The organism is Rhizobium sp. FY34 (assembly GCF_005222845.1).
Classification (GTDB): Bacteria; Pseudomonadota; Alphaproteobacteria; order Rhizobiales; family Rhizobiaceae; genus Neorhizobium.
This window is the reverse complement of record NZ_STFZ01000014.1, coordinates 243,799-266,488: the sequence shown is the minus strand read 5'-3', so window position 1 is coordinate 266,488 and position 22,690 is coordinate 243,799. Positions and strand designations below refer to the sequence as shown.

The 22,690-nt window shown below is 59.2% G+C and carries 23 protein-coding genes, 4 pseudogenes and 1 other annotated feature; of the genes and pseudogenes, 13 read left to right on the top strand and 14 right to left on the bottom strand.

What is annotated here, in order from left to right; all coding sequences use genetic code 11:
* The 3 genes from E8M77_RS12170 to E8M77_RS12160 form a co-directional block, all read left to right on the top strand.
* The coding region (locus E8M77_RS12170; protein ID WP_281408188.1) for an MBG domain-containing protein at positions 1–900 on the top strand (900 nt) is incomplete at its 5' end.
* 224 nt (positions 901–1,124) lie between these two features.
* Positions 1,125–2,648 (top strand): ShlB/FhaC/HecB family hemolysin secretion/activation protein, encoded by a 1,524-nt coding sequence (locus E8M77_RS12165; protein ID WP_205910479.1) that lies wholly within the window; start codon positions 1,125–1,127, stop codon positions 2,646–2,648.
* Positions 2,649–2,751: 103 nt separating this feature from the next.
* Entirely contained in the window at positions 2,752–3,366 is a 615-nt protein-coding gene (locus tag E8M77_RS12160) for an invasion associated locus B family protein (protein WP_170975833.1), read from the top strand.
* Between the two features lie 64 nt (positions 3,367–3,430).
* On the opposite strand, the pseudogene E8M77_RS12155 reads toward E8M77_RS12160, so the two are convergent.
* A pseudogene (locus E8M77_RS12155) lies at positions 3,431–3,613 on the bottom strand (IS6 family transposase); the annotation flags it as partial.
* A 724-nt stretch (positions 3,614–4,337) separates the two neighbouring features.
* Here E8M77_RS12155 and E8M77_RS12145 point away from each other — a divergent pair.
* Positions 4,338–5,264: a LysR family transcriptional regulator gene (locus E8M77_RS12145; RefSeq protein WP_137130893.1), complete on the top strand. Its 927-nt coding sequence runs from the start codon at positions 4,338–4,340 to the stop codon at positions 5,262–5,264.
* Between the two features lie 78 nt (positions 5,265–5,342).
* On the opposite strand, the gene E8M77_RS12140 is transcribed toward E8M77_RS12145, so the two are convergent.
* Positions 5,343–6,131: a hypothetical protein gene (locus E8M77_RS12140; protein WP_137130892.1), complete on the bottom strand. Its 789-nt coding sequence runs from the start codon at positions 6,129–6,131 to the stop codon at positions 5,343–5,345.
* 461 nt (positions 6,132–6,592) lie between these two features.
* Between E8M77_RS12140 and E8M77_RS12135 the strand changes: the two genes are divergently transcribed.
* Positions 6,593–8,140: a GMC family oxidoreductase N-terminal domain-containing protein gene (locus tag E8M77_RS12135; RefSeq protein WP_137130891.1), complete on the top strand. Its 1,548-nt coding sequence runs from the start codon at positions 6,593–6,595 to the stop codon at positions 8,138–8,140.
* 68 nt (positions 8,141–8,208) lie between these two features.
* Here E8M77_RS12135 and E8M77_RS12130 read toward each other — a convergent pair whose 3' ends face one another.
* From E8M77_RS12130 to E8M77_RS12090, 9 genes are all read right to left on the bottom strand, one after another.
* On the bottom strand, positions 8,209–8,805 hold the full coding sequence (locus E8M77_RS12130) for an NADPH-dependent F420 reductase (RefSeq protein ID WP_137130890.1): 597 nt from the start codon (positions 8,803–8,805) through the stop codon (positions 8,209–8,211).
* A gap of 70 nt (positions 8,806–8,875) precedes the next feature.
* The gene (locus E8M77_RS12125; protein ID WP_137130889.1) at positions 8,876–9,838 is read right to left on the bottom strand and encodes a glutathione S-transferase family protein; all 963 of its coding nucleotides are present in this window, start codon (positions 9,836–9,838) and stop codon (positions 8,876–8,878) included.
* Positions 9,831–10,883, bottom strand: a complete 1,053-nt coding sequence (locus E8M77_RS12120; RefSeq protein WP_137130888.1) for an LLM class flavin-dependent oxidoreductase — start codon at positions 10,881–10,883, stop codon at positions 9,831–9,833. Before E8M77_RS12120 ends, E8M77_RS12125 begins: the two co-directional genes overlap by 8 nt.
* A gap of 80 nt (positions 10,884–10,963) precedes the next feature.
* Complete coding sequence (locus tag E8M77_RS12115; protein ID WP_137130887.1) at positions 10,964–11,359, bottom strand: DoxX family protein; 396 nt, start codon at positions 11,357–11,359, stop codon at positions 10,964–10,966.
* A gap of 65 nt (positions 11,360–11,424) precedes the next feature.
* Positions 11,425–12,036: an FMN-dependent NADH-azoreductase gene (locus E8M77_RS12110; protein WP_246659233.1), complete on the bottom strand. Its 612-nt coding sequence runs from the start codon at positions 12,034–12,036 to the stop codon at positions 11,425–11,427.
* 169 nt (positions 12,037–12,205) lie between these two features.
* Complete coding sequence (locus E8M77_RS12105) at positions 12,206–13,336, bottom strand: NADH:flavin oxidoreductase (RefSeq protein WP_137130885.1); 1,131 nt, start codon at positions 13,334–13,336, stop codon at positions 12,206–12,208.
* Positions 13,337–13,431: 95 nt separating this feature from the next.
* Positions 13,432–14,178 (bottom strand): glucose 1-dehydrogenase, encoded by a 747-nt coding sequence (locus E8M77_RS12100; RefSeq protein ID WP_137130884.1) that lies wholly within the window; start codon positions 14,176–14,178, stop codon positions 13,432–13,434.
* 24 nt (positions 14,179–14,202) lie between these two features.
* The gene (locus E8M77_RS12095) at positions 14,203–14,967 is read right to left on the bottom strand and encodes an SDR family oxidoreductase (RefSeq protein ID WP_137130883.1); all 765 of its coding nucleotides are present in this window, start codon (positions 14,965–14,967) and stop codon (positions 14,203–14,205) included.
* Between the two features lie 76 nt (positions 14,968–15,043).
* The gene (locus E8M77_RS12090; RefSeq protein ID WP_137130882.1) at positions 15,044–15,460 is read right to left on the bottom strand and encodes a nuclear transport factor 2 family protein; all 417 of its coding nucleotides are present in this window, start codon (positions 15,458–15,460) and stop codon (positions 15,044–15,046) included.
* Positions 15,461–15,606: 146 nt separating this feature from the next.
* Between E8M77_RS12090 and E8M77_RS12085 the strand changes: the two genes are divergently transcribed.
* From E8M77_RS12085 to E8M77_RS12075, 3 genes are all read left to right on the top strand, one after another.
* A complete protein-coding gene (locus E8M77_RS12085; protein WP_137130881.1) occupies positions 15,607–16,521 on the top strand; it encodes a LysR family transcriptional regulator in 915 nt (304 codons plus the stop codon).
* A gap of 50 nt (positions 16,522–16,571) precedes the next feature.
* Positions 16,572–17,018 (top strand): Rrf2 family transcriptional regulator, encoded by a 447-nt coding sequence (locus tag E8M77_RS12080; protein ID WP_137130880.1) that lies wholly within the window; start codon positions 16,572–16,574, stop codon positions 17,016–17,018.
* A gap of 139 nt (positions 17,019–17,157) precedes the next feature.
* Positions 17,158–17,802 carry an NADPH-dependent F420 reductase gene (locus E8M77_RS12075; RefSeq protein ID WP_137130879.1) on the top strand — a complete coding sequence of 215 codons (645 nt, stop codon included), beginning with the start codon at positions 17,158–17,160 and terminating at the stop codon, positions 17,800–17,802.
* A gap of 87 nt (positions 17,803–17,889) precedes the next feature.
* Here E8M77_RS12075 and E8M77_RS12070 read toward each other — a convergent pair whose 3' ends face one another.
* Complete coding sequence (locus tag E8M77_RS12070) at positions 17,890–18,786, bottom strand: LysR family transcriptional regulator (protein WP_137131099.1); 897 nt, start codon at positions 18,784–18,786, stop codon at positions 17,890–17,892.
* A 107-nt stretch (positions 18,787–18,893) separates the two neighbouring features.
* Between E8M77_RS12070 and E8M77_RS12065 the strand changes: the two genes are divergently transcribed.
* Genes E8M77_RS12065 through E8M77_RS12050 form a run of 4 tightly spaced genes read left to right on the top strand, consistent with a single transcriptional unit; the run spans position 18,894 to position 21,410 of the window.
* Complete coding sequence (locus E8M77_RS12065) at positions 18,894–19,565, top strand: DsbA family protein (protein ID WP_137130878.1); 672 nt, start codon at positions 18,894–18,896, stop codon at positions 19,563–19,565.
* 6 nt (positions 19,566–19,571) lie between these two features.
* Positions 19,572–20,057: a heme-binding protein gene (locus E8M77_RS12060; RefSeq protein WP_246659232.1), complete on the top strand. Its 486-nt coding sequence runs from the start codon at positions 19,572–19,574 to the stop codon at positions 20,055–20,057.
* A 56-nt stretch (positions 20,058–20,113) separates the two neighbouring features.
* Entirely contained in the window at positions 20,114–21,010 is an 897-nt protein-coding gene (locus E8M77_RS12055; RefSeq protein WP_170975831.1) for an MBL fold metallo-hydrolase, read from the top strand.
* A 4-nt stretch (positions 21,011–21,014) separates the two neighbouring features.
* Positions 21,015–21,410 carry a nuclear transport factor 2 family protein gene (locus E8M77_RS12050; RefSeq protein WP_137130877.1) on the top strand — a complete coding sequence of 132 codons (396 nt, stop codon included), beginning with the start codon at positions 21,015–21,017 and terminating at the stop codon, positions 21,408–21,410.
* Positions 21,411–21,559: 149 nt separating this feature from the next.
* On the opposite strand, the pseudogene E8M77_RS24190 reads toward E8M77_RS12050, so the two are convergent.
* Positions 21,560–21,969 (bottom strand): annotated as a pseudogene (locus E8M77_RS24190) (integrase core domain-containing protein); the annotation flags it as partial.
* A 123-nt stretch (positions 21,970–22,092) separates the two neighbouring features.
* Positions 22,093–22,211 (bottom strand) — a sequence feature (AL1L pseudoknot).
* Positions 22,122–22,437, bottom strand: a pseudogene (locus E8M77_RS24185) (transposase); the annotation flags it as partial. Its footprint overlaps the feature before it by 90 nt.
* 102 nt (positions 22,438–22,539) lie before the next feature.
* Between E8M77_RS24185 and E8M77_RS24180 the strand changes: the two are divergent.
* Positions 22,540–22,686: pseudogene (locus E8M77_RS24180) on the top strand (restriction endonuclease); the annotation flags it as partial.
* Positions 22,687–22,690 lie beyond the last annotated feature (4 nt).

Here is a 22,690-nt window from a genome sequence, read left to right as displayed (position 1 = left end):
GGCGAGACGGCCTCCGCTCTCGGTGGCACGCTGGCCTATGGCGGCACGTCGCAGGGTGCATCTGCGGCGGGGTCCTATAGCATCATCGCATCGGGCCTGACCTCCGGCAATTATGACATCACCTACGCACCGGGAACGCTGACCATTTCCCCTGTGCTTGTCACCTTGACGATTACGCCTGGCACGGCCAGCAAGACCTATGGCCAGACGCTTGCGCTGAACAGCTATTCCGTCGCTGGCTCGTTGATCAGCGGTGACACGATCGGCTCGGTATCGCTGACCAGTGCCGGCACGGCGGCCAGTGCTGGCGCCGGCACCTATGACATCACGGCCTCCAACGCGGTGTTCTCCAGCGGTTCGGCCTCGAACTACGCCATCACCTATCAGATGCTTTCCAACGGGCTGACCGTGAACAAGGCCTCGCTGACGGTGACGGCTAACAATGCCAGCAAGGTCTATGACAATGTGGTCTATTCCGGCGGCAATGGCGTCAGCTATAGCGGTTTCGTGGGCAGCGACAGCGCGGCTAGCCTCGGCGGAATCATCATCTATGGTGGCACCTCGCAGGGTGCGGCGAATGCAGGCAGCTATACCATCACGGCGTCTGGCCTCACCTCTGGCAATTACACTATCAGCTACCAGCCCGGTACTCTGACAGTGACCTCACCGGGCATAGTCGTGGCCGGTCCACCGATTGTCGGCACGACCAGCAACGCGGTCTTGGAGCCAAACCTCACTCCGCCCCCGTTAACGCCGCAGGCTGTCGTCTACGAAAACCCAGCGGCTAACTTAACCAATGGCAAACCCATCATGACCGCCGAGGTTTGTTCCGCTGGTCCAACGGGCCAGACTCAATTGAGTTCAAGTTTCGTCGTCGTCTGTAGCGCTGGTCAAAACTGAATAAGATGATGAGCACATTTTTGAATTTCTTGAATGTCAGCAATGCGCTGTCTGCGCTTGGTCTTAGTATTTGCCTTTTGCTTCCTGTTTCAGCCCTAGCCCAGACAGCAAGTCAGGTAACGCAGGAGAGCTATGCGCCACCTGTGGCGCGTGCGGTTGTGGGGGGGCTGAGCCTGCCGGCCTCCACCGGAGCGGAGGTGCCTAGGGGCGCGGAGAAGCTGCGCGTGACGCCATCAGGTCTGGTGGTCGAAGGTGGCCTGCCGGAGCTTGGAACCGAGACTGCCGCGGTCGAAGCCTCGCTGAAGTACAGGCGGGTGACCGGGGCTGACCTGTTTGCTGCTGCCCGCCGACTGGAGGAGGCCTATGCCAAGGCTGGCTATCTCCTTGTGCGCGTGACGCTGCCGGCCCAGACGATCAAGGACGGCAAGGCGCTGCGGCTGGTGGTGACCGACGGGCAGGTCGAGGCGATCGACGCATCTGCTCTTCCGCCGGCCGTCAGAGCGCGGGTGGAAAGCGTACTTGCGCCGCTTGTCGGACAACCGGGCGTCAGGAAGGCCGAGCTTGAGCGGCGCCTGCTTCTGGCGGGCGATACACCCGGTGTCATGCTGAAGTCGACACTGAAGGCAGGAACGAAGCCCGGCACGACCGTGATCGTGGTCGATGGCCGCTATGATGCGGTGACCACCACAGTGAGCACGGACAATAGCCTCGCCAGGAACCTCGGCACCTATACGGTTAATCTCGGTGCTGATTTCAACAGCCTGCTCGGTCTTGGCGAGGTCGGCTACCTGCGCCTGTCAGGCTATCCGGGCGTCAACGACACTATCTTCAGCGACGATCCGCGCAACCGCCAAGTGATTGCGGGCTTTACGGTTCCGCTCGGGACCGATGGTGCCTGGCTGAACATGGAGGGCGTGGACAGCCAGACGCACCCGACCTCGGATCTTGCCTATACGACGGTCGATCACTACCAGCGCTTCTCTACCAAGCTTGGCTACAGCTTTATCCGCGCCCGCGACATCAATGCGAGCTTTGTGCTGTCCTTCGATGTGATGCAGGAAAAGCAGAAGCTCGATCTGGATGGCGAGCGCTCGGCCTTTACGGAAGACCAGCTTCGGGTGCTGCGCCTGACGCAGAGCGGGGACGTGATCACGTCTTGGGGTGGACAGGTCAGCGGCAGCCTGACGGCCTCGTTCGGGCTTGATGCGCTCGGTGCCCGCAACGCCACGACGGAACTGCCGCTGTCGCGCGACGGGGCAGAGCCGGATTTCCACAAGCTCGAAGGGTCCGTCAGCTACAGCCAGTCGCTGGCCGCTGACCGGATGCGCCTTTCGCTGGCCGGAAAGGCCCAGATCTCGTTCGGGGATGCATTGGCCTCTTCGGAACAGTTCGCGCTCGGCGGCTTTGGCTGGCTGTCGGCCTTCAACAGTGGCCAGCTTGAAGGGGATGCCGGAGCTGCGATCCGCGCCGAGGCGGCCTTTCCCGTCACCGTCACACTTGCACCGGCGCTTGGTAGTGCCGTAGACCCATACGTGTTTGCGGCAGCAGGCCTTGCCAAGCTCGAGCAGCCGACCTCGCTAGAGCGCAGCATCACGCGGGCAACCGCCTTCGGGGCCGGTATCCGTTTCGGCCTGTCGGAAAGAGCAAGCCCGCTCTCGGCCATGCTGTCGCTCGAATATGCCCATGGGCAGGCCTCCGACATCGACAGCGCAAACCGTTTCAATCTCCGCTTCACCTCGCGGTTCTGATCGCGGTTGGCAATCACGGCGGCATGAAACACCCGGCAGGTTATGGCCACGACGTTTGATCTGTCCTCATCCCTCCCATCATTCAGTTCGGATTCCTCATTCCATGCGCAACACAGCCACTTTCCAACTCTCCATCATCCTCACGCTCGGCATCAGCCTGATCGCTTTGCCAGCTGCAGCGCAGAACAAAGTCGATCCAGCAAAGACCACAATCCCCTCCGAGCCGACGTTGACCACGGCAAGCTATGGCAACTGGATCCTGCGTTGCGTACAGTTGGCATCGCCTGCACCAGGCGCTGCGGATGCGGGCAAGGCAGGTCCGGCTGATGCGAAGACCTGCGAAGTCGTGCAGACCGTGCAGGTGCAGGGCCAGAGCCAGCCGATTGCGCAGGTCGCCATCGGACGTCTGCCGGGCGAGAAGGATTTGATGCTGACCGCCCTGGTTCCGGTCAGCATCTCCCTGCCTGGCGCCATCCATCTGTCGGGCAATGGCAAAAGCGGATCAGAGGAGAAGGGTGGCCTTGATTTGTCATGGCAGCGTTGCCTGGCTAATAGTTGCGCGGCGACCGCCAAGCCCGATCCGGCGTTTCTCGCCATCCTGCGTTCAGGCACTGGCGGACAGCTGCGCTTCATCGATGCCTCCGGCCAGACAGCCGAGATCCTGCTCTCATGGAAGGGCCTCGATCAGGCAATGGCCGCGCTCGATAAGGCAAGATAGGGAAGAAGGGGGCTTGTCGCAAAATCGGGTTCGGCCTGCAATTTGCCCTTGAATGGAGTGCGCTTCACGCTTTGTTGACCTTTTGAAGTCCGAAGAGGCGCGCGAGCAAGTCGTTCTGATCGTTGACGGTCCAATCGCCAGTGAAGCCGAATCCCTTCTTCAGCCGGAGCATAACCTCGAAACCAGAAATCGTTCGGCGCGCAGTATTGAAAGATCGGAAGCCGCCGATCTTCGGCATGTTCTTCTTCGGCGGCAGTGGCAAGATCGAGATGTAGGCAGGCACGACATGGTTGTTCGACATGTGCCATCCCGCCTGGTCCATGATGCGGATGGCATGAGCGTCATTGGCCACGTGTCGGGAGATTTCAGCCAGATGCTGGGTCGTAGCGTGGGTATCACACCAGGGCATAATCAGCGCGGCCGCTTTGCCGAGCTTGGGGCAGATGGACACCTCGATTTACCGCTATCGGCGACGGCTATATCGCCGGGCAATGTTGCAATTTCCCTGTCATGCTGGCGTGTCAGGCCCCGCCCAGTAAGTTGTAGATTGACGAACACCGGATCGTGCGAACCTTGCGTCAGATGCTCGTCGTGGAGGCTTACACGATGTGGCGAGGCTTCGACCCTCGAGATGCTGATCACGCCACTTCGAGCCTGTACGATATTTCCGAAAAAAGAGAGCTATCCACTCGCTGCGGAACGAGTTGAACGAACGCCGCGGCGAGGCTCTCGCGCCACGATGAGAATGGATCCGTATGAAGCGTTCCTGCTGTCGTCCAGCGTCTCATGCTGCCTCACCGTCCGGCGCAACAAGCGCTTGGTCAGAGCTAGAGCATCACTCGGGAACCGTCAAATCTCAGCCCAACATCTTTCAGCGGATAGCCGGACATACTACGTCTTATGTTGTTGATTCGTTGCGACGATATTGCCACAAGGAATTCAGCTTTGTTGCCCCGAGATAGGTGGACATTTTGAGCGAATCTCTCGACGACGTCACTGTCGGGCATTTGAAGTTGCTGTTGTCTGCTGCGGCGCTCGGCAGTTTTACTTTGGCAGGCAATGCGGCCGGACTTTCGCCGGCAGCGGTCAGCAAGGCCATAAAACGTTCGGAAGAGCGGCTCGGCGTTTCCCTATTCGTGCGAAGTACGCGGCAGGTTCGTCTCACGGATGCCGGTGAACGCTACATGGCACAATGCAGAACGGCTCTGTCCCTGATTGAAGACGCGGAGCGACAGGCAGCTGATGAGCAGGCGATCCCTTCAGGCAGGTTGAGGCTCAGTCTACCAACGCCCTATGCCCATTGGCGGCTTTCGCCCAAGCTTCCTGCCTTCGCCCGCCGCTATCCAGACATTGCCGTCAATCTTCATATTAGCAACCACTCGGTTGATCTGACCGGGGAGCGCTTCGATCTGGCGATCCGCGGGCATGAACTCGCGGATTCGGGCATGATTGCGCGCAAGCTCGAGGACGCTGAACTTGTGATCGTTGCATCACCGGATTACCTGATGCAAGCGCCAAGCCTGACAAGCCTGGGCGATCTCGCTATGCATCAATGCATCCAGTTCCGGTTGCCTCGGAGCGGGCGCATATCCGGTTGGAGCGTCCGGGATCAGGGCGTCGTACGCGAGGTGATGACAACCGGGTCTATCATTTGTGAAGAAGATTATCTGGGTGGGCTGGCCTTGGCGAGAGCCGGGGCCGGGATCTACCAGATGTATCGTTTTGCGGTGGCTGAAGATCTCGCATCGGGTCGTCTGGTTGAGCTGCTGCCCGCCTATGGTGGTGCAACGCGCCCATTTTACATCATCTATCCAGACAGTGTTGTCCAGCCCGCGAGGTTGCGGGTCCTGATCGACTTCCTGACGTCCGAGGTTGCAGGGCGCCCTGTATCCCGCTGAAGCACCGCGCGTCCGTGCGACGCTCGGTGCTTCCTGCTCAGAGATTTGGCTTCGCCCGTGGTTGTGGGCGATGGCTTCTCAGATCACCTGCGGTGCGACTGCTGGGAGCGGCCACGCCGGTGAGCTGGGGTTTGCGACCGGTGCGCCGCCAAGCTGACGCGACAGCGGGAGCCATGTCGAGAAGATCGGGCTTGTACGATCGAACAGTTTCTGGACACGCAGTTCAGCCGGGAGAAGCTCGCCGAGAGAGCGCATTGTCGCCAGGCGATCGACCGAAGCGGCCAGCTTGTCTGTATCCCGATCGTGCTGCGCATCTCGTCCAGTAACGAAGATCGCGATCTGTTTTTCGTCGGGCTGGTCCAAGAGCCAAGCCGTACCAAGATTTGCTTCGCGCGCCTTTTCCCGGAGGGCTGGCCACAGATCCTTCAGGATACGGTGCGCCTCGCTCGGTTCCGCTGTGTAGCTCCAGCGCTCAAAACGGTTGATGCCATGGGTTTCCACCGGCGTGAAATCATGGGCGCCGGCGACCTTCCAGATATGCTTATCGACCTTGCCGAAGATTTCGCGGTCCCAGAACTTGATGCCGGGCTCAAACTCCAGTTCTTCCTGGGTCCACTTGAAATAGGTCTGAACGCGCTCCCACGTGTCGAACACATAGCGGCCGCCGCAAAGGGCGCCACCCGTCACCGGGCTATACATGAAGGGTGTATATTTGCGGTTCATGCCGGGGCGCACGTCCATCGTGCGTCGCTCGATCTCGACGTAGTCGTTCAGAACATTGAACGGCACGTCTTCGCGCATGATGATATCGGATGTCATGGCAGCTTCTGCTTTGATCTCGCCGATCCCGTATCCAAGAACTTGCATGTGAGTTTCCATTTTTCGGAGTCCGCAGAAGATCAGGAATGGTGTTTCTGGCGTGAAACGCGTCCTCTTCTGCTGCATGGAGATTTATCTATGAGAGGCTGGGGAGCCTATGGTTCGGGAGTTGTTTCACTTGTTCCTGGCAGGACGGGGATGTGCTGCTTAGCGTGTTTCGACCTGATTGGATCAGTTCTGTTGGCCCAAACCGGATGCTATCCAAGGAGAAGGGCGCACGGTGTAGCCATAGCATACATGGTAAGCCCTTCGACGATGGAGAGCGCCGGTTTCGGCCAACCCTGACGTCTTCCAAAGTGGTTTGATGTCCATCGGTGTATCCGATGTTATAGATCGGAATATACCGGCTGCACTGATATCCATATGTTCTCTAAAACCTGTCGGCAAGCGTTACTTGTGGCCTTCGCTGAAGCGGGCGGCCGAGGTGCTCTGACCGGCAGGAGACCGATATGACTGGCAGAAATCTGAATACCACAACCACACATCCGAGTGTCGGTTTACATCCGTTCGACATCATTATTGTTGGCGGCGGATCAGCCGGTGCGGTCATGGCCAATCGGTTAAGCGCCGATCCGACCCGTCGTGTCCTGCTCATCGAAGCAGGCATTGCTTACGCACCGGATGCCTATCCTGACGTCGTCCGGCGGCAGGATATGCTCGGCGGTGACGCTGAGCATGATTGGGGTTTCGTAAGCCAACCAGGGTCCATTGGCCGCTCAATCCCCTTGGCGCGGGGGAAGGTGCTGGGGGGTACGTCTACCATCAATGGCGCGGTAGCCATGCGGGCACCCAAGTCCGACCATGATCGTTGGGCGCGGTCCCATGATCTTTCCGATTTCAGCTGGGATCAGGCGCAGTCCTATTATGGCTCGCTCGAGCGCACGTCGGGACAGGCTGGAAGCGGCCGCGAAGGTCCATTTCCAATCCACCAGTTGGGCGATGAGGAATTGTCTGATCAGCAGGGCGCCTTTGTCGCTTCGGCCGTCGCCGCCGGTTACAGCAAAACGTCCGGGTTCAACTCGTCCTCGCCGCTTGGCGTCGGACCTTATATCATGAACACCCGGATGGGCATGCGTCTCAATACGGGGATGACCCTGCTGAGCGCGGAGGTGCGGGCGAGGGCAAACCTGGTAATCCTCGACAAGACGCTTGTCGATCGGGTTGTGATCGAGAATGGTCGTGCAACACGTGTTCGGTTGGCAACCGGCGAGGAAATAGCTGCCGGAGAAATCGTTCTCTCGGCTGGTACCTATGTAAGCCCTGCAATTTTGATGCGTTCGGGAATTGGCCCATCCTATGTACTCCGTCCACTCGGTATTCAGGTTGTCGCAGAACTTCCGGTCGGGACACGATTGCAGGACCACCCGATCATGCCCACAGTCTGGTCAATCCGCAAGGAAGCCGTGGGCTTGGCGTTTCCGCCGATCGGTGCAATGCTCTGGGAGAAGTCGCCGCATGCGACTGGCGGAGAAGCCGACATCAACATTACCACCATGCCGATCCCTGACGGAAGCCAGTCCCCGACAGGCGCAATGTTCCTTCTGGCTGCGGCTCTTGTTCGCCCAAGATCTGTCGGCTCGCTGAAGATCGCAAGTATTGATCCGACCGTTGCACCGATCATCGATCTTGGCTTTTTGAAGGAAGATACGGATCAGGAGCGTCTCGTCGATGCTGTGGAAATGATCAGGTCTATCGCCGGTCATGCGCCTTTTGCCGGGATGATCGGTTCCGAATTGATGCCTGGCGCCAATGTCGGCGATCGCGCGTCGATCAAGGCCGCTCTGGCAGGGGCCGTTACCACATATCAGCATCCTACCTCTACCGTGCCGATGGGCGGCCCGAAAGACCCACAGGCAGTGGTCGATAGCGAGGGCCGCGTGAGGGAGATTGCGGGGCTTCGCGTTGTGGACGCCTCGATCTGGCCTGATGTTCCATCGGTTGCCACCGGCTTTCCGACCATGATGTTGGCGGAAAAAATTGCTGCTGGCATGATGTGATAAGAGAAAGCCGGGTGAAGAATTTCCACCCGGCTTTTATCTGTCTTTGCAAGCTGGCTTGCGTAGCTTCAATCCTTGAGCAGGTTCATTTTGGCGAGCGGGCCGGAGAACTGCTGCATCGGTGCGCCGGCCCTCAGGGAGCCAAGATCGATCGGAAAGAACCCGAGGCGATCGATCAGATTTGCGATCTCTCGGTTTGCATCTGCGTGATCTCCGGACAGGAACAGCACCCGCCTGCCAGCCGCCGTCTTGGGATCTGCTGCCAGTATTGGTGCGACGAGCGTATTGAATGCCTTGACGACCCGGGCGCCCGGAACCAGTTCGGAGATCACCTCAGTCGACAGTTTTCCCTTCAGGTCACGTGGCGTGAAGTCAGGAAAGTTGATGGCATTCGTCGCGTCGACGACAATGCGCCCGCCCCACTTGCTGCTTCTTTCGACGGCTGAGGCCACGGAATCGAAATGCATGGCCAGGATCACGATATCGGACTGCAGGGCCTCTTCGACGTCAACTGCACGAATGCTGCCTGCGAAACGCGCGGTGAATTCGACCAGTGAAGCCGGGCCGCGGCTGTTGGCGACCACGGCTGTCATGCCGGCGGCATGGAAGCGCGTTGCGAGCGCTGAGCCAATCTTCCCGGTCCCAATAATTGCAATGCTCGTCATGCCGGATTCCCTTGTTCGTGTGTCATGTCAGGGCGAACATATGGCTGGTCACCTTCCATATACGCCCACTTCAGAGGAGTGCTTCCCGGCCTGAGGGAAAGTCAAAATCACAATCAGGGCCAAGTGGGACAATGCCGCTTGGGTTGAGCCAAGGGTGGCTTGCATAGTAGTGGTGCTTGATGTGCTCAAAATCCACCGTCGGGCGTATGGCGGCGTGGTTGAAGAGATCGCGCGTATAGGCCCAGAGTGCCGGGTAGTCGACAAGCGCCCTTTTGTTGCACTTGAAGTGTCCATGATAGACCGGATCGAAGCGCACGAGTGTCGTGAACAGGCGGATGTCCGCTTCTGTCAGCATCCCTCCGACGAGGTAGCGTTGCTGCCTCAGCCGTTGATCGAGCCAGTCCAATGTTGCAAAGACCTCGCCCACAGCCATCTCGTAGGCCGTCTGTGTTGTTGCAAAGCCTGCGCGATAGACGCCATTGTTCAGTGTCGCATAGATGCGGTCATTCACATTGTCGATCTCGTTGCGATGCTCTGCCGGGTAATAGTCGCCCGAGGCTGCACCGCATCCATCAAATGCGGTGTTGAACATGCGCAGGATATCTGAGGATTCGTTGGAGACGATGCGCTGATGGAGCTTGTCCCACAGCACCGGAACCGTGACGCGCGAGGTGCAGGATGTGTCGGAAAGCGCGTAGATCTCGTGCAGGAATGTCGCGCCGTTCAGGGCATCTGGAATGACGCCAGGAGCCGCATCAAAGGTCCAGCCGTCTTCGCCCATCAGCCAATGCACTACCGAGACATCGATCAGTCCCGTCAATCCCTTGAGGTTGCGCATGATGAGCGTGCGGTGCGCCCAGGGGCAGGCCAGCGACACATAGAGATGATAGCGGCCTGGCTCGGCTTTGAATGGCGTGTCATCAGACGCCGTGATCCAGTCGCGGAACACTGAGGGCGGTCGGCGCAGTTCGCCATTGGCCAACACGCTCTCCATGCCGCTTTTCTGCCAGATGCCGCCGATCAGTTCACCCATGGGACAGGTTTCCGCCAAGCTCCGCCCGGATGGCGGGCGCAACGTCCGTGCCCAGAAGTTCGATCGAGCGCTGCATTGCTTCTGTTTCCAGCATGGCCGAACTCATCTGGAAGGTCAGGCGCGAAATCCCGCCCAAGGCCTTGTCGGCTGCCAAGATCTTTTCACGAACCGTCTTGGGACTGCCGATCAGAAAAGCGCCATGAGGGCTGCGCATCGCGTCAAACTGCGCGCGGGTGGCCTTTGACCAGCCGCGCTCGCGACCGATTTCGGTAAACATATAGGCCCAGCCCGGAAAGAAGCCATCGGCAGCACTCTGGTCGGTATCGCCAACAAAGCCCATTGCATGAACCCCGACCTTCAATGTTTCCGGTGCATGACCAGCGCGCTGGCCTGCCTCGCGGTACAGATCGACAAGCGGACGAAAGCGGTCAAAGGACCCACCGATGATGGCAACCATCAGGGGTAGGCCAAGTGCACCGGCGCGGGCGAAAGATTGCGGCGTTCCGCCGACGCCCAGCCAGATCGGCATTTTTTCCTGGTGCGGGCGCGGATAGACGCCTTGCCCGGACAGGGCAGGCCGGAAGCGGCCTTTCCAGGTCACATTGGTCTCGTCGCGAAGCGTCATGAGAAGATCGAGTTTTTCGACAAACAGCGCATCATAATCGTTCATGGCAAAGCCATAGAGCGGGTAGGCTTCGCCAAACGAGCCGCGCCCGACGACGATTTCCGCGCGCCCCTTCGAAATGAGGTCTATCGTTGCGAAATCCTGGAAGACCCGCACGGGATCGGCAGCACTTAAGACGGTGACGGCACTTGCCAGGCGAATTTGCCTGGTGCGTGCTGCAGCGGCTGCCAGGATGATGGCGGGTGCTGAATCGAGAAACTCCTTGCGGTGATGCTCGCCGATGCCGAAGACATCGAGGCCTACGCGATCCGCTGTTTCGACTTCTGCAAGAAGTGCTTCCATCCGGTCGCTTGCCGGTACGGTCAGCCCCGTGGCGGGGTTGGGGATGGTGGCTGCAAAGCTGTCGATGCCGATTTCCATGTGTCGTCCGTTCAGATCGTGAGGGGTGATGAGTGGTTCCGCCGGGGGTAAGGCGGTGGACGACGGAACCACTTCTCGACTTACGCCGCGCGCAGGCGGCGTGCGTCAAGACTGAAGGATCCGGCGCCGAAGGCAGTCACCTGCAGCAGACCGCCGATGATCGAAATGTTCTTCATGAAGTGGATCATCTGGTTCTGATCGGCGAAATCACGGTGGAAGACCACGGCTGTTGCAAAGGTGAAGGCTGCAAGAGCAAGGCTGACCAGCTTTGTCTGGAAGCCGAGCACCAGAAGGATGCCGCCGCCCAGTTCAACCACGACGGCAACCAGATAGGACAGAAGCGGGAAGGGAAGGCCGACAGAGGCGATGAAGCCCTGCGTGGCTTCTGGTGCTGCGATCTTGCCGAGACCGCTGAGGATGAACATGAGGGCGAGCAGAAGACGGCCGGCAGATGCCAGCAGATTGACGTTAGCCATGGGGAAAGAGCCTTGAGAGTTGGCGGGTCGGGAGAGGGTGCGGCTGGACCGCACCCATGGATGGATCAGGCCGCGAGAGCCTGGATTTCGGCCTTTGCGCCTGCAATTGCAGCCGTCTTTGCGTCCTCGCCAAGCGCCAGGCCTTCCGCACGAATGATTGTCACATCCGTCAAGCCGATGAATGCCAACACGCCCTTCAGATAGGATTCCTGATGCTCCATGGCGGCTGCCGGGCTGTCGCCGGTGTAGACGCCACCCCGTGCTGAGGCGACGAAGACCTTTTTGCCCGTGACCAGGCCTTCCGGGCCGTTTGCGCCATATTTGAAGGTGCGACCAGCAACGCAGACACGGTCAACCCAGGCCTTCAGCTGCGTGGGGATGGTGAAATTGTACATCGGCGCGCCGATGATGATGATATCGGCTGCAAAGAGCTCGTCCACATAAGCGCCACCGGTTGCCAGATCCTGGCCAAGCGCCGCATTGCCGACTTCGCCGCCCTGGAAGACAGCCATATGAGCGTCCGACAGGTGCATGGCGGCATCGACCACCAGGTCGCGGCGGATGACGCGCGCGCCCGGATGCAGGGCCTGCTGCTTTGCGACAATCTCTGCCGTCAGGCTGCGGCTGACCGAGTAGCCGCCGAGGATGCTTGAATCGATGTGAAGGATCGTTGTCATCTTGAATGGTTCCAGTGGGTTGGCGCTGACGGTGGAAGGCCGCAGACGGGCGAACAGGTTTTGAAGCGTCTTGATCATGGAGGGGACAATCTCATGGCACTAACGCCGCCGGTAGCCGGTATGTTGTGATGGTATCCATTGGCTGTGCCGATGGATACCATGCTGACGATCAGTCGAGCTGCGCCAGCATCGTGGCCGCATAATCGTTGATCGGCTGGGCGTTTCGCACTTTCTCCGGCCAGTCGGGATTGGCGATCAGCGCGCGCCCTATGGCGACGAAATCAAAATCGCCGCGTGACAGTTTCTCGCGCAGCAGCGGCAGATTGTCCGCCGCATCGCTGCCGGGTCCGGCAAAGCTTTCGATGAGGTCGCGCTTCAGGGTCACTGACCCGACGGTGATCGCAGGCTTTCCGGTCAGCTTCTTCGCCCAGCCGGCGAGATTGAGATCCGTATCAAACTCGCCCTCCCAGAAGCGGCGCTGGGATGCATGAAACGCATCGACGCCCGCATCGACGAGAGGTGCGAGAAAGGCTGCCATTTCCGTTGGCGTGGAAAACAGCTGTGCGGAAAAATCATGCATCTTCCATTGCGAAAAGCGCAGCACGACGGGGAAGTCCGGACCGGTCCGGCGCTTGATTTCCTCGACGATTTCGACCGCAAACCGCGTCCGCTCGACCAGTCCGCCGCCATATCGGTCGGTTCGCTGGTTGGATTTCTCCCAGAAGAACTGGTCGAGCAGGTAGCCGTGGCCCGCGTGCAGTTCAACGCCGTCAAAGCCGAGCGCCTGTGCCGACGCCGCCGCTTTTGCGTAAGCCTCGATCACCTCGTCGATTTCCTGCTGTGTTGCGGGCTCATCCGAAGCGGTCGGCATGATGCCGAAGCCGCCCGTCAGGCCGGAGGGCCCGACGAGATGACCACGCGAAGCGCCGGTTCCTTCCTTGAAGAGCTGCCCGACATGCCAGAGTTGCGGCATGATGAGGCTGCCTGCGGCATGCACCTCGTCAACCACATGGCTCCAGCCGGCAAGGGCTTTATCGCCGAAGAAATTCGGTGCTGCGGGATCGTCGGATGCGCTCCAGTGCGGCACCCAGGTGCCTTCGGTGACGATCAATCCGACGCCGCCTTCGGCGCGCTTGCGATAATAGGCCGCAACATCCGGGCCGGGGACACCTTCCGGCGAAAAGGACCGCGTCATGGGAGCCATGACGATACGGTTTTTCACCGCGAGCTTCCCAATTTGCGCGGGTTCAAAGAGGATGTCGCTACGGTGTGCGTCCGAGCGGCTGGTAACGTCTGACATATCTTGATCCTTGGGAATGTAATGGCTTTTTACAATGGTTTTCGAGTGCCCCGTTGCCGAACAGTCGGCAACCAGAGACGCGCGCCCCTCGTTTGCTAGGATATCTTGTATTGCCCGCCATCGACGGGAATGGCTTGCCCGGTGATGAATGATGCATCCTCGCTTGCCAGGAAGGCCACGGCGCCGGCAATGTCGGACGGTTCTGCGAAGCGCTTGATCGCCTGTCCCTGCCAGGTCTGCCGTTTGATCTCTTCCGGCATGTCCTGCGTCAGGCGGGTGTTGGTGATGGCCGGCAGCACCGCATTCACGGTGATGCCGGAATTTGCAACATCATTGGCCAGCCCCCGCACGAAGCCGATCACACCCATCTTGGAGGCCATGTAGTGGCTCATGCCGGGGATCGCGAGGCCGATGGAGTTGGAGGAGATATTGACGAAACGCCCCCAGCCTTCTCTGCGCATCTGGGGCACAAATTGCTTGGCGCTGAGGAAATGGGCTTCCAGATTGATGGAAAGCGTCTTCCTCCATAGATCAATGTCGAGGTCATCGATTATCTTCTCGGAACCGATGCCTGCGTTGTTGACCACAATATCTGTGCCGCCGAAACGGCTCTGGATCGTCTGGTCAATGCGCTGCCAATCTGGTGCGCTCGAAACGTCGCCCGTGATGATCAGGCTCTCTCCATCGATCATCCGAGCGGTGTCATGCGCCTCTTCCATGTCCACCAGGACGAGTTTTGCGCCATGACTTGCCAGCTTCAGCGCGATGGCCTGTCCTATTCCACGGGCAGCACCTGTCACGATAGCCACACGGCCCTCGTGACTTGGTTTTAGAGCGTTCATTTCAAAATCCTCAAATATTTGAAATTAAAGGAACATGCCGCCGGAGGCTTCGATGCGCTGGGCATTAATCCATCCGGTACCGCTTGTGAGCAGCGACGCGATGACGGGTCCGATATCATCGGGAAGACCGACGCGACCCAGTGCGGTCTGGCCGGCAATCATCTTGTTCACGGTTGCATTGTCGCGCACGACACCACCGCCGAAATCCGTTTCGATGGCGCCGGGTGCTACCGTGTTGACCGCAATGCCCCGCGGTCCGAGTTCCTTGGCGAGATAGCGGGTGAACACTTCTATGCCGCCCTTCATCATGGCGTAGGCCGCATATCCGGGAAGCGAAAAGCGCGTCAGGCCAGTCGAGACGTTGACGATGCGGCCACCATCGGCAATCACCGGCAGGAGTGTCTGGGTGAGGAAAAAGACGCCTTTCAGATGAACGGCCATCAACTGGTCGAATGTGTCTTCGGTGGTCGTCTCGATTGGCGCATGTGCACCAATCCCCGCATTGTTGATGAGAAAGTCGATCCGGTCGCGTGACCAGATCGCATCCAGTTTGGATTGAAGCGTTTCGGCAAAACGCGGAAAGGAAGGAATGTCTGCAGTATTCAGCTGAATTGCCGCCGCCCTTCCCCCGAGCGCTTCAATATCGAGTACGACCTCCAGAGCGCTGTCTTGCTGGCTGTTGTAGGTAATCACGACATCTATGCCTGCGCGCGCCAGGGCCAGTGCTGTGTTGCGGCCGAGGCCGCGGCTGCCACCCGTAACAAGGGCGATTTTTGCTGCAGATGTCATGGTGTGCTTTCTCGGTTGTCAAAGCGGCGACCGTCTTGGGTTGAGGTGCGTGTTCGCCGGGTCGGATGAGGCTCGCTTAAAACTGGGCGCCGCTCATTGCCTGCATGAAGGCCTGTGGGTTCCAGTATTCGCGATAGTTGATCATCAGCCCGTCCTTGAACGTCACGAACGTGGCGTAACTCATCTCGTAGGCGTTACCGTTGGCGAGAACCTTGCCCGATGCGCTCCATTCCGCGATGGCGACGTTGGCGTCATCCGTTGCATAGATCCGCAGGTTCGGGATCGAGCGAACATCAATGACGTCAGGATAATTGCGCAAATATTCGTAAAGAGCCTTTCTGCCTTCCAGACGCCGGGGCGACCCCTCAGGCGCAAATGGAAACTCCGCGACGACATTGTCATCACATAGCTCTGACCAGCCCTTCATATCCTTGGCAAGAAACGTATCGAGGCTTCGACGGAGAAGCTCGACGGCGGTGATGTGATTGGGCATGTATTCTCCTCGGCTTTGTGGGCGCTGTTTCAGCGCTGTGCGGTAGGCCAGTGTCGTGTGAATGTGTAAGTGCCACGCTTGCGTTAATCGTGGCAGCCGGTATTTATCGATGTTATCCATCGGTGATGGCGATAGGGGAGGTGGGTATGCTTGACGGTGTATCTTTGGATCAATTGCGTACATTCGTTGCCGCCGCAGACGAGGGGAGCTTTTCCGCTGCTGCGCGGCGCCTTCGCAGGACCCAGTCTGCGGTCAGCGAAACAATCGCCAATCTGGAAGGGCAACTGTCCGTCGTTCTTTTCGATCGCTCAGCCCGTTACCCCAAGGTGACCAAGCAGGGTGAAGTCCTGCTTGCCGATGCCCGCGCGGTCGTTGCTTCCGTTGATGGCATGAAGGCTCGTGCCAAAGGTATCGCGGGTGGAATTGAGCCGGAGCTTGCCGCAGTCATCGACGTATTCTTTCCCATTGCGACGATCGCCGACGTCTCTCACGAGTTTCGCCAGGAATTTCCCGCCACACCCTTGCGGCTTTACGTTGAGGCATTGGGTGGAGCGGTGCAGCCAGTCATCGACGGGCGTGCGAGTTTCGGACTCGTGGGTTCACTGCCGACATTGCCGCCGGGCCTGGTGGCGGAACGCATCACCAGCGTCGAATTTGTCATGGTGGCCGCTGCTCGGCATCCCCTTGCCGCGCATCAGGGCCTCATTCCCCGCGAGGAGCTTGCCCGCCATGTGCAACTGGTCCTGACAGATCGGTCGGATCTTTCGCAAGGTCGGGAATTTGGCGTCATGTCTCCCTCGACCTGGCGGCTCGCCGACCTGTTTGCCAAACACGCCTTTCTCGTCAGTGGCCTTGGATGGGGTGGAATGCCTCTCCATGCCGTGGAAAAGGACATTGCCGAAGGGCGGCTGATCGAATTGCCCATTGAGGATACGGCCGGCGGATTGAAACTGCCGATGTCGGCTGTCTACCGGGTTGATGCGCCCCCTGGTCCCGCCGGCCGCTGGATGATTGATCGTCTCAAACACTGCTCGGAAGAAAATTCGAGAACCGACGATTGACAGGATTGGGAATATGTAATAGTGATGATTACACACAAGCGGATAGCTCCATGCCAACCAGTACTCGATTTGTTGTCGCCGTTCATATCCTCACGGGCCTGGCCGTCGGTGACGGCAAGCCGATGCGCTCGGAGGATCTCGCCTACTCCGCCAATACCGGAGCTGTCGTCATCCGCGGGCTGCTCTCGCGGTTAAATGATGCAGGGTTGACGCGGTCGCAGCTTGGGGCAGGGGGCGGCGCTTTGCTGGCAAAGCCTGCGGAAAAGATCAGGCTGCTGGATGTTTATGAGGCGGTGGAGGATACGGAACTGTTTTCCACACATCGCACGCCACCTTGCGAGAACTGCGCGGTGGGCGGCAACATTCTGGAGGCAATGCAACCGGTTCTGACTAGAGCCCGCACTGCCTTGGAAACCGAACTGGCGAAAACCACGGTGGCCGACATCGCTGGTGAAGTCGCTAGACTGGGGAAATTCTCCATACCGCTGGTGTGGTAATTTTTCACCTATAAATGTCACTATAACGACGACACAATAACATAAACTGCAGTCCTGCAGTCATTGTTCGGATCTGTTCAGCCTCGGGGGCGCTGACGGTTCTCATCTTTCCAGCCCCTCTTCAAACCTGGAGTACATTATGAGCATTGGTATCATCGGTTCTGGCGCGCTTGGCTCAAACCTTGCCCGCATCTTCGCCAAGGCCGGCATCGCCGCCACGATTTCCAACAGCCGTGGCCCGGCTTCTCTGGCCGCCCTTGTGGAAGAGCTTGGCCCGTCCATAACGGCAGGGACCGTTGAAGACGCAGCAAGCGCCGATATCGTTTTTGCCGCCATCCGTTGGGTCGATGCCGAAAGGATCATGTCCAGCTTGCCTGCCTGGAATGGTCGCATCGTTGTCGATGGCACCAACCCGGTCGAATTCATCGATCCGAATTCACCGGATGCCAGTGATCCCACCAATCCTCTGGCTGCCTATGGCATCAAGGCCGTCGATCTAGGTGAAAAACACTCGAGCGAAGTCTTCAGTCAGTATGTGCCCGGCGCGCGTGTCGTGAAGGCCTTCAATCATCTTGACGTCAATGTTTTGCCGGAACCTGCAACGGCAGGCGGCCAGCGTGTTCTGTTCTATTCCGGCGATGATGCCGATGCCAAAGCCGAGGTGCGTAAACTCATCGAGGCAACAGGCTTTTTTGCCGTCGATCTTGGTACGCTCGATGTCGGTGGTCCGTTGGCCTCCCTGCCGTTCGGGTCGCTGTCTGCGCATAACTTCGTCAAGATCTGAGCCTGACCCGAAGGATGGAGGCGGCGACAGCGGCCTCCATGCCTCATGTCATCTGCCCGCGAATGGAGGCGGACAACTCATGGCGCCTCATCTTTTGAGGCTTTCGACCAGCATTTCGACGAATGCCGTCACCTTTGGCGGACGAAACCGGGCCGCTGGATACACCGTGTAGACACCGCCTTGCGGGAGATGCCATTCCGTCAAGACAGGGATTAGTTCACCGGTGGACAAGCCTGAAGCTGCCAGGAAATCGGGCAAGACAGAAAGGCCAGCGCCGCCCATGACAGCCCGCATCACGGCTGGTGTCATGTTGATCGCAATGCTGGTCTCGAAGCGGATTGTCTGGGTGGTTCCGTCGTGGTGCGTAAACGTCCACTCAAGCGGTTCCCGCAAGGCGTAGTTGGAGACAAATGGCAGGCCCATGCAGTCTGCCGGTTGCCGCAGCGCCGCAATCTTGTCGGCAAACTCCGGCGAACCGACAAGAAGTTGTCGAAATCCGCCAATCCGTCTCGCCTGCAGGCTGGAATCTTCGAGCCAACCCACCCGGATGGCGATGTCGAGATTGTCGGCAAGAAGATCCACCATCGTGTCGTTGAGGTTGAGTTCGACCCGGCATTCGGGATAGCGGCGCGTGAATGCGGTGACCACTGGCACGATGACCGAGGTTCCATAGTCGTGGGGTGCGGTCATTCGCAGTGTGCCCTTCGGCTCCGCCCTCGATTGCGCCAGTTCTGCCAGGGCTTCTTCAGCCGCCCGCAGGATCGAGACGCAGCGGGCGTGGAAAATTCTGCCGGCTTCCGTTGTCTGCAATCGCCGGGTGGTGCGCAGGAGCAGCGTGGCGCCGACCTCCTGTTCCAGCCTCGCAACCTGCTGGCTGACGACGGCCTTCGTAATGCCGAGACCGGCCGCTGCCTTGGTGAAAGACCCCGCATCGACCACCGCAACAAAATAGGCAAGGCGATTGAGATTGGTGGCGTCCTGCATATGGATCTCCGATTTGATTGTCATGTTTTAGCATACATTCTGTCTGTTTCATCGATCTTCTCATGCCAATGCCCACATGACATCTATGGTGCACCAAGGAGCCAGACATGACCGACACAACACAGATCATCTATCTCTTCGATCCGCTTTGCGGCTGGTGTTACGGTGCATCAACCCTCATGGCGCAGCTTGCAGCGGCCCCCGGTGTGACGGTTGTAGCTCAGCCGACAGGGCTGTTTTCCGGCGCCGGCGCACGACCGATGGACGCATCCTTTGCCGCTTACGCCTGGTCGAATGATGAGCGGATCGCCGCCCTGACCGGTCAGCGTTTTACCGAGGCCTACCGCACCAACGTGCTGTCCAAGGGCGGCAGGCTGGATTCAGGTCCGGCCACGCTTGCACTGTCGGCTGTGGCACGGACAGCGCCGGATCGGGAACTCGATGCCCTGAGGGCGATCCAGGAGGCCCGATATGTCTCCGGTCTCGATGTGACAGCCGTGCCGGTGCTCGTTGCAGTGCTTGAAGGGTTGGGGCTTGAGGCCGCGGCATCGCAGCTCTCGTCGCCGACTGGCCAGCTCCTTGCCTTTCACGAGGATCGCTTGCTCGCGGCACAGGCTCTGATGCGAGAGTTTGCAGTCCGGGGTGTGCCGGGTGTTATCGTCGATGAGGGTGGCAGTAAGACGCTTTTGAAGACACAGGACCTGTTCGGCAACAGTGCGCTTTTCTCCAGGCTGATCGGTTCCGGCGCCGCCTCTGCACATCTCGCGAACCAAGGGTAACGTCAAATGCCGATCCCTATGATCCGCAAGTCACTGTTCGTTGCCGCTGTTGCCGCGGTCCTGGCGACGCCAGTTTTTGCCCAGAATATACCGCCCTACGGTGCGCCAATCAGCCTGCAACAGGCCCGACAGGTTGCCGCAGCGGCCGTTGCAGCGATGCAGAAGGGCGGCTTCGACATGACCATTGCGATTGTCGATTCCGGCAGCAATCTTGTCTACCTCGAGCGTGCCGACCAGGCTGGGATCGGCACGATTGATGCCGCTCTCGGCAAAGCCAAGGCCGCCAACGGCATCAAAACACCGTCCAAGCTTATCGGTGATCTGATCCTTCAAAACAACCAGCTCAATCTGCTGGCGGTACCCGGCGCTTTTCCCATTGAAGGCGGTGTTCCGCTTGTGCTGGACGGCAAGGTTATCGGTGCAATCGGGGTCAGCGGGGCAATGCCCGCCGATGATGGTGCAATCGCCAATGCCGGCGCTGCGGGGCTTTGAACCACGGCTCTGTTCCTTCCAGACTTCCAAGACAAACCACAGCAAAAGGACTGATCATGTTTACCAGAAGAGCCATCATGAAGACCACCATTGCCGCCAGCGCCACGGCCGTCTTTGCCCCCGCTGGTCTTGGACAGGCTGCGGCCGGCCTCACGTGGACGCATTTTCCCGCTGGTCAGAACGGCTTCTTCCGCGCACCGGTCCTGATTTCGGGTGCCACCGAAGCCGTTCTGATCGACGGGGGCTTCACCCTTTCTGACGGCAAGGCCGTGGCCGAAGCGATCAAGGTAACGGGCAAGACGCTGACCACGATTTATGTCAGCCAGTCCGATCCGGACTATTACTTCGGCCTGGCGCCGATCAAGGCTGCCTTCCCGGATGCGAAAGTCATTGCCGCAAGCGAAACAGTCGAGGCGATCAAGGCAAGCGTCGACAAAAAGCTTGCCGTCTGGGGCCCGCAGCTGAAGGAAAACGGCCCGCAGGTATTGGCCGACGTCGTCATCCCCACCGCCTTTGACGAGAAGACGCTGACGGTTGACGGTGAAATCATCAAGATAGTTCCGGCCGAAAACCTGCCCAACCGGCGCTTCCTTTTCGTTCCTTCTCTGAACGCTGTGTTTGGCGGCGTGATGATCTTCAACGGTGTGCATGTCTGGACAGCAGACACCAACAGTGCCGCATTGCGCGCAGCCTGGATTGCCAATCTCGAAAAGCTTGCAGCCCTCAAGCCATCCGTTGTTGTTGCAGGGCATATGGCGCCCGCTGCTGCGACCGACATTTCGGGTGTCGAGCACACGATTGCCTATCTGAAGGCTTTCGAGGAAGAACTGGCCAAGGCCAAGGGTTCCGCCGACTTGAAGGCTGCCATGGAAGCGCGTTTCCCGGGTCTGGGCATGGGCGTGGCACTGGACATCGGCTCCAAGGTGGCAACCGGCGAAATGAAGTGGGGCTGAGGACATGGGTGCCAATCTTGAACTCATCCGCGCGACCTATGAGGGGTCTTCCGAAGACAATGGCCGCAACCTGCTTGCGGCTCTTGCGCCCGATGCCACGTGGACGGAGGCCGAAGGCTTCCCCTATGCCGGCACATATGTCGGTCCAGATGCGATCGTCGCCGGCGTATTTCAACGTCTTGGCACCGAGTGGAACGGCTACCGCGCCGATGTTCACACCTTCATGGAAGACGGCGACCGCGTCGCCGCCTTCGGTGTCTATCACGGCACGTACAAAGCAACGGGCAAGTCGATGACAGCCAGTTTTGCCCATCTCTATCACCTGCGGGATGGGAAGATTGCCAGCATGGTGCAGTATGTCGATAGCCATATGGTTATGCTGGCACTCAGCGCTGACTGATGCCCCGGCTTGTTTCGGCACGGCCGAGTGCCGTGCCCAAGCAACCTGATTAGGAAATGCAATAGCTGGAATCGATTTAGTCCGAAAATTATGCGTACACCGCTCAGATGCTGTAGTGAGCCATGAGATCAAAGTGAACCGCCCCGGCATTACCGGAGACCGTTTGGTTTAAGTTCTGCGGCCATGGCTGGCGCGTCCAGCTTGGTGTAGTAGCGTTGCTCGGCTTCGGCTGGCGGCATGTTTCCGATGGGCTTCAGAAGGCGGCGGTTGTTGAACCAATGACCCATTCGAGCGTGGCGAACTCAACGGCCTCGAAGTTGCGCCATGGTCCTCGCCGATGGATGACCTCGGCCTTGTAAGGACCATTGATCGGCTCAGTGAGAGCATTGTCGTAACTGTCGCCAACGCTTCCGACAGACGGCTCGATGCCCGCCTCTGCCAGTCGTTCGGAATAGCGAATGGACACATATTGCGAGCCGCGGTCGGAATACTGAACCAGCCCGCCACGGTTGACGGACCGTCGGTCGTGAAGCGCCTGCTCTCGGGCATCGAGCACAAAGCCCGCATGAGCCGTTCGGCTTGCCACGAATGATGCCTTGAAGACCCATCATTCTCATGAGCCTTGCGACGGTGCGAGCCGAGCGACGTCCGTGCGCTTGGCGACGACTTCATAATAGGTGGACGGGGCAATCGGCAGCAGCCTGTGAGAAACGGCTCGACCCAGACCACCGAGCGGTGTTCGTCGATGAAGGAAATCATCGCTTGCGCGGGCGGTCGAGCTCCGCCTGGGCAAAATACGCCGAAGCTTTGCGTAGAATCTCATTCGCCTGACGAAGTTCGCGGTTCTCCCGTTCCAGAGCCTTCATCTTCTCTGCCACATCGCTTGGCAGACCTGCCCGCTTGCCGCTATCGACCTCGGCCTTCTTCACCCATTCGTGGAGCGTATGCGCCGAGCAACCGATCTTGGCGGCAATCGAAGAAACCGCAGCCCAGCGGCAGGATGCTTGGCCTCGTGTTCCGCCACCATTCGAACGGCGCGGGCGCGGACTTCAGGGGGAAATTTGTTCGTCGTTTTGCTTGTCGTAGACCCAACTTCTCACGAGTTGGGGTCTCCGGCAAAGCCGGGGCGGTTCAGATATCGCGTCAGGCGAATGATCCTGACAGCATTCAAGCTCTCCTCAACAAGACCGGGAAGGCGATCTTGCCTGGCAGGGTCTTCGAGCGGCCACATCCCCAGTGCCTGAGTTGGCACCGTGAGAACGGCTTCAAGCTGTGAACAC